This is a genomic window from Amycolatopsis sp. QT-25 (assembly GCF_029369745.1).
GTDB lineage: Bacteria > Actinomycetota > Actinomycetes > Mycobacteriales > Pseudonocardiaceae > Amycolatopsis.
In genome coordinates this window covers 7,683,844-7,698,855 of the sequence record NZ_CP120210.1, presented here as the reverse complement: position 1 = coordinate 7,698,855, position 15,012 = coordinate 7,683,844, and the positions used below count along the sequence as shown (strand labels likewise).

At 69.1% G+C, this 15,012-nt stretch carries 17 protein-coding genes; 13 read left to right on the top strand and 4 right to left on the bottom strand.

Features of this window, described 5'->3' with window-relative positions; all coding sequences use genetic code 11:
- Positions 1-174: 174 nt before the first annotated feature.
- The 7 genes from purD to P3102_RS36255 all read left to right on the top strand — a co-directional run bounded on the left by purD (position 175) and on the right by P3102_RS36255 (position 6,656).
- Complete coding sequence (gene purD / locus P3102_RS36285) at positions 175-1,437, top strand: phosphoribosylamine--glycine ligase (protein WP_276365166.1); 1,263 nt, start codon at positions 175-177, stop codon at positions 1,435-1,437.
- Positions 1,438-1,573: 136 nt separating this feature from the next.
- Entirely contained in the window at positions 1,574-1,960 is a 387-nt protein-coding gene (locus P3102_RS36280; RefSeq protein WP_276365165.1) for a PE domain-containing protein, read from the top strand.
- Positions 1,911-2,552, top strand: coding sequence for a DUF3558 domain-containing protein (locus tag P3102_RS36275; protein WP_276365164.1), 642 nt, complete (start codon positions 1,911-1,913; stop codon positions 2,550-2,552). Before P3102_RS36280 ends, P3102_RS36275 begins: the two co-directional genes overlap by 50 nt.
- Positions 2,553-2,562: 10 nt before the next feature.
- Positions 2,563-4,236, top strand: coding sequence for a hypothetical protein (locus P3102_RS36270; protein WP_276365163.1), 1,674 nt, complete (start codon positions 2,563-2,565; stop codon positions 4,234-4,236).
- 4 nt (positions 4,237-4,240) lie between these two features.
- A complete protein-coding gene (locus tag P3102_RS36265) occupies positions 4,241-5,011 on the top strand; it encodes an ESX secretion-associated protein EspG (RefSeq protein ID WP_276365161.1) in 771 nt (256 codons plus the stop codon).
- A 167-nt stretch (positions 5,012-5,178) separates the two neighbouring features.
- Entirely contained in the window at positions 5,179-5,490 is a 312-nt protein-coding gene (locus P3102_RS36260; protein WP_276365160.1) for a hypothetical protein, read from the top strand.
- A 44-nt stretch (positions 5,491-5,534) separates the two neighbouring features.
- A complete protein-coding gene (locus P3102_RS36255; RefSeq protein WP_276365159.1) occupies positions 5,535-6,656 on the top strand; it encodes a transglycosylase SLT domain-containing protein in 1,122 nt (373 codons plus the stop codon).
- A gap of 72 nt (positions 6,657-6,728) precedes the next feature.
- Here the strand turns inward: P3102_RS36255 and P3102_RS36250 are convergent, their stop codons facing one another.
- Positions 6,729-7,916: an FAD-dependent monooxygenase gene (locus P3102_RS36250; RefSeq protein WP_276365158.1), complete on the bottom strand. Its 1,188-nt coding sequence runs from the start codon at positions 7,914-7,916 to the stop codon at positions 6,729-6,731.
- A gap of 159 nt (positions 7,917-8,075) precedes the next feature.
- Between P3102_RS36250 and P3102_RS36245 the strand changes: the two genes are divergently transcribed.
- The 3 genes from P3102_RS36245 (at position 8,076) to P3102_RS36235 (ending at position 10,453) form a co-directional block, all read left to right on the top strand.
- Positions 8,076-8,978: a TetR/AcrR family transcriptional regulator C-terminal domain-containing protein gene (locus tag P3102_RS36245; RefSeq protein ID WP_276365157.1), complete on the top strand. Its 903-nt coding sequence runs from the start codon at positions 8,076-8,078 to the stop codon at positions 8,976-8,978.
- 9 nt (positions 8,979-8,987) lie between these two features.
- Entirely contained in the window at positions 8,988-10,175 is a 1,188-nt protein-coding gene (locus P3102_RS36240; RefSeq protein WP_276365156.1) for a pyridoxal phosphate-dependent aminotransferase, read from the top strand.
- A gap of 92 nt (positions 10,176-10,267) precedes the next feature.
- Entirely contained in the window at positions 10,268-10,453 is a 186-nt protein-coding gene (locus P3102_RS36235) for a hypothetical protein (RefSeq protein WP_007032516.1), read from the top strand.
- On the opposite strand, the gene P3102_RS36230 is transcribed toward P3102_RS36235, so the two are convergent.
- The 3 genes from P3102_RS36230 to P3102_RS36220 all read right to left on the bottom strand — a co-directional run bounded on the left by P3102_RS36230 (position 10,450) and on the right by P3102_RS36220 (position 12,990).
- Positions 10,450-11,277: an SAM-dependent methyltransferase gene (locus P3102_RS36230; protein WP_276365155.1), complete on the bottom strand. Its 828-nt coding sequence runs from the start codon at positions 11,275-11,277 to the stop codon at positions 10,450-10,452. The two genes, P3102_RS36235 and P3102_RS36230, sit on opposite strands and share 4 nt — an antisense overlap.
- A 91-nt stretch (positions 11,278-11,368) precedes the next feature.
- Positions 11,369-11,959, bottom strand: a complete 591-nt coding sequence (locus tag P3102_RS36225; protein ID WP_276365154.1) for an HAD family phosphatase — start codon at positions 11,957-11,959, stop codon at positions 11,369-11,371.
- Positions 11,956-12,990, bottom strand: a complete 1,035-nt coding sequence (locus P3102_RS36220; protein ID WP_276365153.1) for a threonine aldolase family protein — start codon at positions 12,988-12,990, stop codon at positions 11,956-11,958. Before P3102_RS36220 ends, P3102_RS36225 begins: the two co-directional genes overlap by 4 nt.
- Before the next feature lie 134 nt (positions 12,991-13,124).
- On the opposite strand from P3102_RS36220, the gene P3102_RS36215 reads away from it, so the two are divergent.
- From P3102_RS36215 to P3102_RS36205, 3 genes are read left to right on the top strand one after another with little or no spacing between them, the layout of a single operon-like run.
- Positions 13,125-13,643, top strand: a complete 519-nt coding sequence (locus tag P3102_RS36215; protein WP_005152531.1) for a SigE family RNA polymerase sigma factor — start codon at positions 13,125-13,127, stop codon at positions 13,641-13,643.
- A complete protein-coding gene (locus P3102_RS36210; protein ID WP_276365152.1) occupies positions 13,630-14,334 on the top strand; it encodes a hypothetical protein in 705 nt (234 codons plus the stop codon). Before P3102_RS36215 ends, P3102_RS36210 begins: the two co-directional genes overlap by 14 nt.
- A 24-nt stretch (positions 14,335-14,358) precedes the next feature.
- Entirely contained in the window at positions 14,359-14,952 is a 594-nt protein-coding gene (locus P3102_RS36205) for a TetR family transcriptional regulator (RefSeq protein ID WP_276365151.1), read from the top strand.
- Positions 14,953-15,012 lie beyond the last annotated feature (60 nt).

Genomic DNA, 15,012 nt, shown 5'->3' with positions numbered 1-15,012 from the left:
GGGGCTCTGGTTGATCGGTGACCCGCGACCGCGACCGCGTCGCCGGGGCAGGTTCGTGTTTTCGCAGGTCAGACGTTATGGTGCCCCGCCGCCACGATAGCGGGGCCTCCGGCCGGGGCGGGTTTCACGTGGCTCCGCCGACAGGGCGTCTCCGGCACGGTTACCCTGTGCCTCGTGCGCGTACTGGTAATCGGGTCCGGCGCCCGTGAGCATGCACTCGTCCTCGCGGTCGCGGAAGACCCTTCCGTCACCGCACTGGCTTGTGCCCCGGGCAACGCCGGCACCTCTTCGGTGGCCGAGCAGCTCGGCGTGGACGCGGCCGATCCCGAATCGGTCGCCGCCCTCGCCAAGCAGTGGCAAGCGGACCTGGTGGTGGTCGGCCCCGAGGTCCCGCTGGTGGCGGGCGTCGCCGACGCGGTCCGGAAGGCGGGCATCGCCTGTTTCGGCCCGTCCGCGTCCGCGGCCAGGATCGAAGGGTCGAAGGCGTTCGCGAAAGACGTCATGGCGGCCGCGAAGGTGCCGACTGCGCACTGTGAGGTCGTGGACAACCCCGCCCGCCTCGACGCCGCGCTCGGCCGTTTCGGTCCCACCTGGGTGGTCAAGGACGACGGCCTCGCCGCGGGCAAGGGCGTCGTGGTCACCACGGACGTCGACGTCGCGCGCAAGCACGCCCTGATGCTGCTCGACGGTGGCCACCCGGTGCTCCTCGAATCCTTCCTCGACGGCCCGGAGGCCTCTCTCTTCTGCTTCGTCGACGGCCGCACGGTCGTCCCGATGCTGCCCGCGCAGGACTTCAAGCGCGTCGGCGACGGTGACGCGGGTCCGAACACCGGCGGCATGGGGGCGTACGCGCCGTTGCCGTGGGCGCCGAAGGACCTGGTCGACGACGTCGTGGCCCGCATCGTCCAGCCCGTGGTCGACGAACTCGACAACCGCGGCGCCCCCTTCTCCGGTCTGCTCTACGCCGGTCTCGCGCTGACTTCGGAGGGTCCGCAGGTCATCGAGTTCAACTGCCGGTTCGGTGACCCGGAGACCCAGGTCGTCCTGGCGCTGCTGCGCAGCCCGCTCGGCAAGGTCCTGCACGCGACGGCGACCGGCAAGCTCGCCGAGCTGCCGCCGCTGGACTGGGACTCCGGCGCCGCGGTCACCGTCGTGCTCGCCGCGGACGGCTATCCCGGCAAGCCCAGGACCGGCGACGTCATCACCGGCGGTGAGCTGGAAGGCGTGCTTCACGCCGGCACCCGCCGCCGCGACGACGGCGCCGTGGTCTCCTCCGGCGGCCGTGTGCTGTCGGTCGTCGGCACCGGCAAGCACCTGAAAGCCGCCCGAAAGGACGCCTACGCGACGGTCGAGAAGGTCCACCTGGCCGGCTCGCATCACCGCACCGACATCGCCCTGCTCGCCGCCAAGGGAGAGATCGCCACCCCGGTCTCGTGAAATCCGGACGGAACCATCGCGGTCCTTGGCGCGTCCAACCCGGTATTTCCGGCAAAGCTTAGGCAGCCGATACATCCGCGTTGGTAGCCTCAGGCAGGACGAACGGTCACCGTGCGCAGGGTCCAAGGGGTGGGGAATGGCAGCATCGGGCAAGGTCCAAGACCTCACGTCGGCGGTCCCGACGCCACCGTCGGTGGCCGACATCAGAGTCGACCCGTCGAAGCTGCTCGAAGTGGCGAAGATCGTCGAAGAGCAGATCGACGCCTTGCAGGACAAACTCATGACGCGGCTCGACCAGCTGCGCATCGACACTCCGGCCAACGACACCGTGAGCACGCAGGCGACCGGTGTCTGGAACGAGCTCGTCGCCGACGGCGACCAGTCGTACGCCGCGCAGGTCCGGGCCTACGTGGCCGGGCTGCGGGGATTGGTCGGCCAGCTCCGCACGGCGGCCAAGGAGTACAAGACCAGTGATGCGGACAAGGCCGCCGCGTTCGGGGACCGTGGTGTTCACCGGGCGTAGGGCCCGTGTGCTGGTGTCCGGCGGAGTGCTCACCCTCGCGCTGGCCGGATGCACCACGGACACGGGCGGGCAGGCGTTCCCCGACGAGCCCGCGCTGGCTTCGGCCACGCGGGGCGCCAAGGCGTCCGCACTGCCGCCCAGGCCCGCCGAACTGAGCCTCCAGGGGGTCGATCCGTGTGCCCTGCTCACCGATCCCCAGCTCGATCAGCTCAAGATCAACAGCAAACCGCGCGCGGCGGCGGAACCGATCGACGGTCCGACCTGTGTCTTCGATTCGGACGCCGCGCAGCCCTTCCACGGCTATTACGTCCGCACGGTCACCGCGGACGTCGAAGAGTGGTTCACCGGCAAGCGCCGTAAGAACAGCATGACGACGGAACCGACGGCGGTCGGCGGGTTCCCCGCCATCGAGAACCACCGTGACGGCGGGACGCCGGGCGACTGCGAAACGCTCGTCGGTGTCGCTCGAGGGCAGACGCTGGCGGTGCGGGCGGTCGCCATCACCGCGGGCGGGTTCACCATGCCGCAGCTGTGCGAAATGTCCGCGCGGGCGGCCGATTCGGCTTTGCAGACCTTGAAAGCACGCAACTAGGGAGGGCGGCGTGAACGTTTCCGACCTCGCGGGCAGGCTCCGCGATCTTCGGTTCGACGGCTACACCGACACCGGGATCGCGACCGAGATCGAACGCTTCCGCAGCGGTGACGGCACCGGCAGCATCGGCATCGCCGTCGACGCGCTGAAGGCCGTCGCGGGCGCGCTCGCGGACACCGACAAGACGCTGCGCGACGAGCTGGGCAAGCTCGGCGTGGAATGGCAGAGCGAGGCGGGTGGCGCCGCCGGGCAGGTGTTCACCGAACAGGCGGGCTTCTCCCAGGACGCGAACTCGAAGGTCACGCATTCCGCGGAGATGATCTTCGCCCAAGGGGAGGCCTTCACCCGGACGCTGCACAAGCTCCCGGATCCGGAAGTGGTCCGGAAGGGCGCCGGCGGGTTGACCATCGGTGACGTCGTGCTGAGCCTCATCGGGTTCGAAACCGATCACGCCAAGAGCGTCAGCGCCGCGAACAACGCGCGGGCGCAGGCACAAGAGGCGTTGAACGACTACGCCAGGACGAGCGGTGAGAACCTGCTGTCGACCGACACCTTGGCCGATCCGCAGGCGATGAACCTGACCCAGACCACGACCACCGCCGGAGTGGGCGGCGGTTCCGGTGCGCTCGACCTCGCGGGTACCGCCACCGAGCTCACTCCGGACGGCAGTGTGCGACCCGCGTCGGCCGCCGTCGAGTCGAAATACGTGCCGCCGGTGGTGCAGCCCGTCAGCAATCCGAAGGCGCCGTCCTACGACGCCCCGACCCCGGCCTACGGGGTCGCGATGGGCGGCGGCGTGGCCCGCAAAACCGGCACGTCGGTGCCCCACGCCGGTGCCACTGCTCCGGCGGCCGCGGCTCCGACCACACCGTCCGGCACTTCGAGGCCCGCGCCCGCGCCCGGAAGCGGCTGGGTGACCCCGAACCGGCCCGCGCCGCAGCCGGACCAAAGCAGGCCGTCGTACCCGATCACCGGCTCGCCCGCCACGCCGCCGTTCGTCCCGCCTGGTGCGCCGAACACCCCGAACACCCCGAACACCCCTAATGTCCCGCCGGGTCCGTCCACCGGCAGTGTGCCGCCGAACAGCACCACGTCGGCGCAGCCCGCGGGCAAGTCGTTCGGCATCGGCCCCGGTATCGACAGCGCTCTCGGCAAGGGTCCCGGCTCCAGCTCCGGCCCCGGTGTCTTCGGCAACGTCGCCGGTGGCGCCAGTGGTGACCAGGCACTCGGCAAGGGTCGCTCGGTCGGCGCCGGACCGCAGACGCCGCCGGTCCCCGGCAACGAATCCGGCCGCGGGTTCCCCGCCGTCCCGAAGGTCGCCGGCCCGGCCGCCGGCGATCTCGGCGCGGGTGCCGCCGCGCTCGGCGCCGGTGTCGCGGGTGGCGCGCTGAGCGGCGACAAGGAACGCGACCGACGTCCTCGGCAGGAAGGCGGCGGGAAGCCGACCCGTCAGCTGTCGATCGGCGAGCTTCCCGAAGAAGAGGCCATGCGGCGTTCGGAGAAGATCGGCGCGAAGCAGCCGAAGACGGAGTCGAAGTTCATGGAGCGCGCGGCCACTCAGGACGTCGAAGAGGATGCGGAGCACATCAGGCGTTACGGCGTCGACGACAAGGACCTGTTCACGGACGAGCGCCTGGTGTCGCCCGACGTGATCGGTGACCACGGCAACCCCGAAGCGCGCTGAACCTGTGCCGAACGACAACGGCAGCCTGGTGCTGTCCGCTCTCGAGTTCGAGATGCTCTGGGAAGCCGAACGGCTGCCCCGCCGCCATGTCGCACTCGACGTGCCGAGCCCCGGAACGACCCACACGGAGCGGGCGGCACTGATCGAGGATGCTTGGGAATCCCTGCGCGCGCGAGGGCTCGCGCGGGGACACCAGGCGTCGGGCGAACTGGTCGACATGCTGAACCTGTTCGCGCATCCGCGGGTCGCGATCGACGTCTGGGTGTGGACCGATCGCGAGATCAAGGGCCAGGCGGTCAGCGTCGGCAACCAGGCGTTGCTCGGCGTGATCGACTCCGGTCAGGTGTGGCTGATCCCCGCCAGGGAAAGCTCTCTCGCCGAGGCCGCGGTTTCGGTCGCGGGTGATCTCGGTCCCGGCGTCGGCCAGTCGGTCAGCATTCCGCACGACGTCCTCCGCGATGCCGATGCCGCCGCCCGCGGCGACGCGAAAGCACTGGTCACCGCGCTGGAAGACCTCGACGTGCCACTGTGGCAGGCCCAGGAGGTGGCGGGCATGCTGCTCGGCCAGGAGGCGCGTGGCCAGTTCGGCGTCGAACGCGCGGGCCGTGACGGCCGCCCCCGCCGCGCGGAAAGCGTGGTCGCCTTCTACGACACGGACGCGGGGCGGTACCTGTTCCAGGTCGTGCGGAACCGGGACGGCCGGGATTGGGCGACCATCACCCCGGCGGACAACCAGCTGCTGGCGACGCGGATCCGGGAAGTCGCCGATTTCTGACTTGCCCGATTCGGCTGTTTCGCGAAGTGGATATCGGCGGGGGGGAAGTCGGCGTGGATACGCACACGGCCCACTGCCGAGGTTTTAAAGTGTGCGCGGGAACCGTCCTGATCGGCAGCGCGTCTGATCGGACGGATACGAGTTTTCCGTGAAGGGGATGACGAACCGTGCCTGTGTACGACCCGGATTCCATGGGGATCGCCGCCGGTCAGGTGGAGAAGCTCAAGGACGAGTTCGAGAAGACCAAAAAAGGCGTCACCGGCATGGACGACGAGAAGGAAAGCCCCTTCGGCGGAGTGGACGAGCACGGCGACGCGAAAGGCGCGGTGGGCAAGTTCAAGCAAGGCGTCCACAACGAATTCGATTCGGCCGGTCAGTTGATGGAGGCCACGGCCTTCGTGCTGCGCAAGGCGGCGGGGTTGATCAAGGAGACCGAAGCGGTCCACGTGGACAACCTGAAGGTGCACGGAGAGCTGTGACGATTCGTCAGGCCTGGGGGCCGGATACCAAGGGGGCTTGAGCAGTGGGTTTGAACAACGTCGGCGCCGGCACGCCGGACGGCTGGGACGGGCTCGTCAAGAAGGCCGAGCAGATCGAAAAGGTGAACCTCGCCGCCATTCAGAACGCCTCGAAGCAGTTCAAGACGGCCGCCGACAACGCCGGTGACCACAGCGCGGCGCTCTCGCGTTCGACAGAAGCGCTGAACAGTGGCGTCTGGGTCGGCCCCGCCGCGGACGCCTTCTTCGAGTACGTCAAGTCGATCACCAAGGCAGGCCAGAACGTCGAGGCCCAACTGGGCAAGGTCGTCGACGACCTCGATCGTGTCCACACCGATCTCGGCAACATCAAGACCCAGGTCGCCGACGCCTACAAGGGCGCCGAAGAGGCGGTCAACAAACGGAACACCCAGGCGGAGACGGACAAGAACGCGGCGATCCAGGCCGCCGCGCAGGCCGAGAAGGACCACAAGCCGGCGCCGAGTCCTTCGGCCGCCGAGATCATCCAGAAGGCCAAGACCGACATCGGCAAGATCACCGCCGACGCCGACGCCCGGGTCAAGGGCCTGCTCGACCAGGCCAATCAGATGATCCAGAAGTCCCAGGCACTGATGAAGAAGGACATCGAGGGCGGTTACTCGACGGTTCCGATGCCCGGCAAGGACGGCAGCGTCCCCAAGCGCACCGGCGGTCTCCACGCCGGCGGTGGCGGTGGGGGCGGAGGAGGCGGCGGTGGCGGTGGGGGCGGCGGCCTCGGTCCGAGCGGTGGTCCGCCGTCGACGACGCCGCCGGGCAACGTCCAGCAATGGATCCAGGAAGCCATCAAGATCCTGCAGGCCGCCGGGATCCCGGTGACCGAGGCGGACATCCAGAAGATCTGGACGATCATCGAGAAGGAGTCCGGCGGTAATCCCAACGCCATCAACAACTGGGATTCCAACGCGGCGAAGGGCACGCCGTCGAAGGGGTTGATGCAGTGCATCGACCCGACCTTCAACGCGCACAAGCTTCCCGGGCACGACGACATCTACAACCCGGTGGACAACATCATCGCGGGCGTCCGGTACACGTTCTCGCGGTACGGCGGCTTCGAAGGACACCCGGGGCTGAAGTCCATGGCCGGTGGCGGTGGGTATCAGGGCTACTGACGCCGCACTCACGCGAGTTACGTGCTCAATCACGCGAGTTACGCCTTCGAGCTCAGCGGAACCGTGCTCGCCTCACGAGTAGTCCTTGAGTGCCATGCCGTTCGCCGCCTCCGTCAGCGGTCGCATGGCCGACTTCATCAGCCGATCCCGGAACGGCAGATAGGGCAGCACTCGCATCGACTGGATCTGCTTCCACTGCCGGAACCGGGTTTGCTTCTTCTGGTTCAGCGCGGCCAGCGCCTGGTTCCGGAGCACGAACGGTCGCATTTCCCTTTCGTAGGAAGCGAAAGCGGCCCGATGGTCGGTGGAGGCGGCCAATGAGCCGGCGAGCACGTACGCTCCGACGAGCGCCAAACTGGTGCCCTGTCCCGAAAGCGGCGATGGTCCATAGCCCGCGTCGCCGGCCAAAGCGACCCGCCCCTCGGTGAACCGGCCCATCCGGATCTGGGTCATGGAATCGAAGTACAGCTCGCACGATTCCATTTCGCGGAGCAGCCGCGGCACTGCCCAGCCTTGGCCCGCGAACCGGTCGGCGAGCAGTTTTCGTTGCTGCTCGGGGTCATGCCGATCGAAGTCGAGTTCCGGCGACTGGAAGCCGAGCATCGCCCGCGCCTCGGTGTTCTTTCGGGCGCTGTACAGCCCGGCCAGCTTTCCCGGAGTCAGGTGAAAGGTCTGCCAGCGGTCCAGCTCGAGGAAGTTCGGCACGGTGAACACCGCGAGATAGGTGTCCAGATAGTGTGAAAACTGTTTCTCCGCCCCGAAAACGAGCGATCGCACGGCCGAGTGCTGGCCGTCCGCGCCGATGACGAGGTCGAAGTCCCGCGCCGCGCCGTGAGCGAAGGCGACCCGGACACCGTCGGTCCGTTGCGCGATACCGGTGATCCGGTTTCCGTAGACGTACTCGACGCCTTCCTGAGCGACCGAAGCCAGTGTGTCGGTGAGGTCGTCCCGCAGGATCTCGACGTCCTCGCTGCCGGTGAGCCCACCGGTCAGCGTGTGGTCGGTGACCTGCACGAGGGTCTTTCCCGCGCCGTTCACGAACGACATCCCGCGCATGTCCGTGCGCAGTTCCCGGAGGCGCCCGAGCACCCCCATCCGGTCGACGACGCCGAGCGCCGTACCCCGGATGTCGACCGCGTGCCCGCCGACGCGGGGCGCGGGGGCCCGCTCGACGACCGTCGGCGCGAAACCGTGCCGCCGCAGCCAGTACGCCAGCGTCGTACCGGCGATTCCCGCCCCCGAAATCAGGACCTGCCGCATGTCCACTCCTTGTGTACGGTGTTGTGAAGCGCTGCGTACAACGTATGGAGACCAACCCTCAGGCCCAGGAAAAGCGCAGAAAAACTTCGATGCACTAGTACGGTCGATCTAGTGCGGCAGCCGAGACGGCGTCAGGTGCACTAGGACAGGGAGCCGACCATGACCGAGCCGCCCTATCTGCGGATCGCCGCCGAGATCCGCCGCCGGATCACGTCCGGTGAGCTTCGCGAGGGCGACAAGGTCCCGTCGACCCGCCGGATCGTCACCGAGTGGGGGGTCGCGATGGCGACCGCGACGAAGGTGCTCGCCACCCTCAAACGGGACGGCCTGGTCGTCGCCAAACCCGGCGCGGGCACGGTCGTCGCGAGCCGCGTCCGGAAGTCCGCGCCGAGAACCGAGGCCGAGCTGTCCCGCGAGCGGGTGGTGAAGGCCGCGATCCGGATCGCGGACGCCGAGGGCATCCGCGCGCTCTCGATGCGCCGCGTCGCCTCCGGTCTCGGTGTCGCGACGATGACGCTTTATCGCCATGTCACCGCGAAGGAGGAACTGATCCTCGAGATGGCCGACCTGGCCCTCGGCGAGATCCGCTTTCCCCCCGCACCGCCACCCGGCTGGCGGGCCCAGCTCGAGCTGATGGCGCGGGCGCAATGGGCCCTGTTCCGGCGGCATCCCTGGCTCGCGCAGGCGCTCTCGATCACCCGTCCGCAACCGTTGCCGAATCTGCTGGCCCACGCGGACTGGGCCACTCGCGCACTCGACGGTCATGGCCTCCCGGCGTCGACGATCATGTACGCGCACATCACGATCTTCAACCACGTACGCGGCATCGCTCTCAGCTTCGAGGCCGAAGCCGACACCGAATCCGGGACGGCGGTTTCCGCCGACGCCTGGCTCGCGGAGCAAGAGCCGATCCTCTGGGAGCTGGTCTCCGGCGGCCGTTTCCCCAACTTCGCCGGCGTCGTCTCGCGCGCCCCGTTCGACTACGACCTCGACACGCTCTTCGAGTTCGGGCTTCAACGCCTCCTCGACGGCTACTCGGTTCTCCTGGCGAAGGCGGGCTAGCCTCGCCCCATGTCCCTCCCTGGTCCCGCACCACGTTCCGACGTCCCGCCGTTCCACGTCATGGACGTCCTTTCGGCCGCGCAGGCCCGGCAGCGCAGCCACGGTGACCTGGTCCCGCTGCTCGCGGGGCAACCGTCCGCGCCCGCGCCGCGCCCCGTGCTCGAGGCGGCGCAGCGGGCACTGAAGGACCACACCCTCGGCTACACCGAGCAACTCGGCGTCCCGGAACTGCGGGAGGCCGTCGCGACGCACTACAACCGCACGTACCCGGTCGACGTGAGCCCGCAGGACGTCATCGTCACGACCGGTTCTTCCGGCGGCTTCCTGCTCTCGTTCCTCAGCGCCTTCGAGGCCGGTGACCGCGTCGCGATGGCGCGCCCCGGCTACCCGGCCTACCGCAACCTGCTGAAGGTGCTCGGCTGCGAGGTCGTCGAATTCGCCACCGGGGCGGGGACGAACTTCCAGCCGACCGTCGCGCTGCTCGACGAACTGGGGCCGGTCAAGGGACTGATCGTGGCCAGTCCGAGCAACCCCACCGGCACCGTCCTGCCACCGGGTGAACTCGCCGCGATCAGCGGCTGGTGCGCGTCACGGGGCGTGCAGTTAATCAGTGACGAGATCTACCACGGGATCTCCTACGGCGCCGGGCTCGATTGCGCCTGGCAGTACGGCGACGAAGCGCTCGTCCTCGGTTCGTTCTCCAAGTACTTCGCCATGACGGGCTGGCGGCTCGGCTGGATGCTGGCGCCTCAGCGGCTGCACCGCGCGATCGACGTCCTGACCGGCAACTTCACCATCTGCCCGCCCGCGGTCTCCCAGCACGCCGCGATCGCCGCGTTCACTCCGGAGGGGTACGCGGAGGCCGATGGCCATGTCGAGCGCTACCGGGCCAACCGCGACGTGCTCTTCAGCGGTCTCAAGGGCATCGGCATCGACAAGCTCGCGCCGGCCGAAGGCGCCTTCTACGCCTACGCCGACGTCTCCGCGTACACGAACGACAGCCTCAGCTGGTGCCAGCGGCTCCTCGCCGAGACCGGTGTCGCGATCGCTCCCGGCATCGACTTCGATCCGGTCGACGGCGGCCGGTTCGTGCGGTTCTCCTTCGCGGGCTCGCGCGAGGACATCGACGAGGGCGTCCGCAGGCTGGGCGACTGGCTCGGTGCTCACCGGTCAGGGGGAACCCGGAGTTCTCCCTGAACGTTGGCCGGAAAGGAGGCGCTCACGACTCCCGCCTGACAACCTGGACTCACCGGGCCCGCTCGGGCACGGTGAGGTAATCGGAGGATGCCATGTTCTGGAAGATCGTCGGCGGGCTGATTCTGGCTTGGGTGGCCTTCATGGTGCTCGGTTCCGTGCTCGGTTTCCTCGTGAAGGCCGTTTTCTGGATCGCCGTCATCGGCGGCGCGGTCTTCCTCGGCACGGCCGCGTACGGCGCCATCAAGGGCAAGGGCACCCCGAAACAGCTTCGCCGTTAAGACTTACGCGCCACCCCGCCGAGCGACGTGAAGTTCATGGGCGAAGGCGGGGTGAAGCGCGGGCCGTCCGGCCACCACAGGTGCGGGTACGTCAGCCCCGGCTCCATCAGTTCGAGTCCCGCGAAGAACGACTCGATCTCCTCGCGCGTGCGGTACAGCGTGTCCAGCCCGGTGCCGTTGAAGCGTTTCTCGAGTGACGTCGCGATGTCGGCGGCTTCGGTGCCATCGGCGGGATTGTGGTGGTGAAGCAGCGCGACGAACGAGCCAGGGGCCAGCGCGTCGACGTAGGCGCGGACGATCTTCCGTGCCTCGTCGAGGTCCTGGAGGTGGTGGACGATCGCGCACAGGACCAGGCCGATCGGCCGGTCGAACTCCAGCCGGTGGGTACGCGCGAGTTCCTCGACGACCGCTTCCGGTTCGGTCAGGTCCGCGGCCGCCATATGCGCGAAGTCGTTCGCCGCGAGCAGCGCGCGGCCGTGCGCCTGGACCACCGGATCGTGGTCGACGTAGACGACCCGCGCCTCGGGGTTGTACCGCTGCGCGACCTGATGCGTGTTGTCCGAGGTCGGGAAGCCGGAACCGAGGTCGAGGAACTGGTCGATGCCCTCCCGGTCGGTCAGGTAGCGCACCGTCCGGACCAGCCAGTGCCGGATCTCCTTGGCCATGCCCCTGGCCTCCGGCGCGAGTTCCAGGATCTGGCGCAGGACCACCCGGTCGGCCTCGTAATTGTCCTGGCCGCCCATGAGGGCGTCGAAGACCCGCGCGATGCTCGGCCGGTCGAAATCGACGGGCACGAGCGGCCGCCGGCCGTCTGGACCAGGCATGGGCACCTACCGTGGGAATCTCGGTTCGGGACGCGAATCAGCTTAGGTCATCCGCTTCACCGCGCGTAAGCGGATGAGTGGCGAGGGTGAATTATTCCTCCGAAGAGCCGAAGGCGGATTTCGCCGTGGTCACGCCGACCCAGCGTTCCGCCTTCATCCCCACCGCCCGTGCGCCGTCCACATTGGACTGCCGATCGTCGAAGAACAGGCAGTCGGCCGGTTCGGCGCCGAGTTCGGCGAGCAGGATCCGGTAGATCTTCGCGTCGGGCTTCATGCAGCCCAGGTCACCGGAGAAGAGCATCACCCGGAACAGGTTCGCCCACTCCTGCTCGCGCACCCAGCGGCCGAAGGTCGATGAAGCGTTCGAAAGCAGCGCGAGTGCCGCGCCCGCTTCGTGCAGCCCTTCGAGCAGATCGAGGACGTCCGGTTCGACGTGCGTCCAACCGGTGACGTCGATGCTGGTCAGCTCGTCGGCGAACGCCTTGTCGACCGGGAAATCCAGGGCGCGGCCGAGGCTCTGCCAGTACTCGAGATCGGAGCCGCCGGAGTCGTATCGGACCCGTTCGGCCCAGTAGTGCGGTTCGAACTCGGCGACTTCGCGGTCGAAGGCCTTGGCCAGGGTCGGCAGCGCGTCGGTGTGCGCGCTGATGACGTCGCCGTAATCGAAGACGGTCCAGTTCACGTTCGGCCCCCGGTCTCGATGCGGTGCAGGGTCTCTTCGATGTCGGCCGCCGAAAGGTCCCGGTGTGTCACGAAGCGGATCCTGCCCGAACTGGGCAGCGTCCGGACGCCGAGCCCGGTTAGCCACGCCAGCCGTTCTTCGAGGTCGGGTGCGGTGACCTGCACGATGTTCGTTTCGGGAATGTTGACCTCCCAGCCGTGCTCGGCGAGCCCGGCCGCGAGCCGCGCCGCGTTCTCGTGGGTCTCGGCCAGGTCGCCGACGCGGTCCAGCGCGACCATGCAGGCCGCGGCCAGCACCCCGCCTTGACGGATGCCGCCGCCGAGCATCTGACGCATCCGCCGCGCCTTCTCGACGAACTCCGGGCTGCCCGCCACCACCGAGCCGACAGGGGCGCCGAGCCCCTTCGAGAAGCAAGCGGAGACGGTGTCGACCCCGGCCGTGAGCGCCGCGGGCGGGACCTCCAGCGCGACGGCCGCGTGCCAGAGGCGGGCGCCGTCGAGGTGTACGGTCAGCCCGGCCTCTTTCGCCACCGCGACCAGCCGCGCGTGCTCGTCGGGCGGGGTGACGGCGCCACCCGCGGAGTTGTGCGTGTTCTCCAGGCACAGCAACGGCGTGTGCAGCGCGTAGTACGGCCCGCGCGGGTTGCCGATCGCGGCCGAAAGCGTTTCCGGCGTCGGCCGCCCCGGCCCGCCGTCGTGCTCCAGCGGCTCCGGCATGCCGCCCGCGAGCCAGGCGGCGGAACCGAGTTCGTCGGTGATCACGTGCGCGCCGCGCGGCGCGAGGAACCGGTCGCCGCGCTGGAGATGGCTGCTCAACGCGATCAGGTTCGCCATGGTCCCGCTCGGCGTCCAGAGCGCCGCGGGCATGCCGAGCAGGTTCGCGGCGCGCTGTTCCAGCGCGCCGATGGTCGGGTCGCCGTCGAGGACGTTGTCGCCGACCTCGGCATCCGCCATCGCCTGGCGCATGACGTCGTCCGGCCGGGTCACGGTGTCGGAGCGGAAATCGATCAACGGGAGGGAGCGCGAGGTCACGGTACGATCACATCACATCGTCGCGCCCGCCGTGAATCTCCTCCCGGCTGGTCACCCGCGCCCGCTCATGCAACCGTGGACGCCCCCGGTTCCGTCCTACCCACCGACGAGGCAAGAGCGGAGACAAAACCCGCGTGAATCAGCGCGACGAACAAGAGTTCGCGGAGTACTTCGCCGCGAAGCGGGACTCCGTGCGCAGGACCGCGTACATGCTTTGCGGTGACTGGCATCGCGCGGACGATCTCGCGCAGACGGCGTTCGTCGCGCTGCACCGGAGGTGGAAGAAGATCAGAGAACGGGCGGCGACCGACGCCTACGTGCGGAAAACGCTGGTCCGGGCGGCCATCGACGAGTCGAGGCGGCCGTGGCGGCGGGAGTGGCAGACCGAAGAGCTGCCCGAGCCGCCGCAGGACGGCTTCGACCTCGGCGAACAGGTCGTCACCAGGGAAGACCTGCTGGCCGCGTTGCGCGAAGTGCCTCCGAAGCAGCGGGCCGTGCTGGTGCTGCGGTTCTTCGAAGGGCTCGACGTCGGCGCGGCGGCGAAGGCCCTCGGGTGCAGCGAGGGAAACGTGAAGAGTCAGACCGCACGAGGCTTGGCGAACCTCAGGCAGGTCATGGAGAAGGAGGAGGTGGCACGGGATGGACGAGAATGACCTGAAGGCGTTGTTCCGTGACGCCCCCGGCGACGCGCCGTCGTCGACCTTCGACACCGCCGACGTCGTCCGTGCCTCGAAACGCGCCACCGCTCGACGCCGGAACGGTGTCGCGGTGGCCTGTGGTGCGGTGGTTTTGGTCTTGGCCGGAGCGGGCATGTTCGGCGTGCTCGGCGGAACCGACCTCCAGCTGGGGAGTGGGGCCAGCTCCGAGCAGGAAGCCGCGACCGCGGGGCAACCCGGGGCCGCGTCCGCACGTCCTCTCGACAGCGAGGACGCCTCGAACTTCTCGAACCCGCCGCCTCAGCAGGGGGGCGACGGGCCAGAGAGGACCGGCCGGATGACGGCCGAAGGCACCTACGGGTGCGACCAGGTGGATCGGGAGCTCGCCACCGCCCTCGCTGGCGAGCTCCCGGTCCCCGTGGCTGTCGCGGAGTCGACGCCCGGCGACATCTGTACGACGGGAGCCAGGTCCGCGGGGTTCCAGGTGCCCGGCGGCACGGTCTCCGCGGCGGTCTTCCCCGCGGGCGCGGCCGTTCCGTCGCTGCCGACCGGTGCGTCCAGCGCGCGGCGGACCACCGGCAAGGGTTCGCTGGTGGTCGTGGTCAGTCTCGGAGACGGCTCGGGCAGACCCGTCTTCTCCGAGGCCGAGGTCGACCGGCTCGCCGGTGTGCTCGCCGGCCGCTACTGAGCGGGCCTGGCAAAATAGCCCGCCATGACCGCCGCAGCGACCACGCCGAAGGGTGAGCGACGCCGTGCCGAGCTCATCGAGGCCGCCGCGTCGTTGCTGGCCGAGGGCGGCTTCGACGCCGTGCGGCATCGTGCGGTCGCCGAACGCGCCGGGCTGCCGCTGGCCTCGACGACGTACTACTTCGACTCGCTCGAAGAACTCGTCACCGCCGCCGTGGAACATCACTCGAACCTGGAACTGGAGACCGGGCGGCTCCGTCTCGAGGAACTGGCGACCCGCGATCGCGGTGTCGAGGCCACCGTCGATCTGGTGCTGGACATGCTCCTCGGGCCGCTCCGCCCGGATCGCGAGGCCGACGCCGAAGCGGTCCTTCTGCGCTACGAACGCCTCGTCGGGACAGGCCGTCGTCCGTACCTTCGTCCCCTGATGCGGACGCTGTCCGCGCAGCTGTACGAGCTGCTCCACGAGATCTTCGCGCGCTCCGGCACCCCTGTGGACGGCGTCGAACTGGAGCGGCTGGTCGCCCTGGTCGACGGCGCCGTGGTCAACGCGCTGATCGAGGTCGACCCGGAGCCGCGCGCCGCCGCCGCCCGGATGCTGCAAGCGGCCCTCACCTGACCCCCGCAATCAATCACCTACTTGCGGTCGGGGTAAGGCGTCGTGACGCGTTTCGTGGCG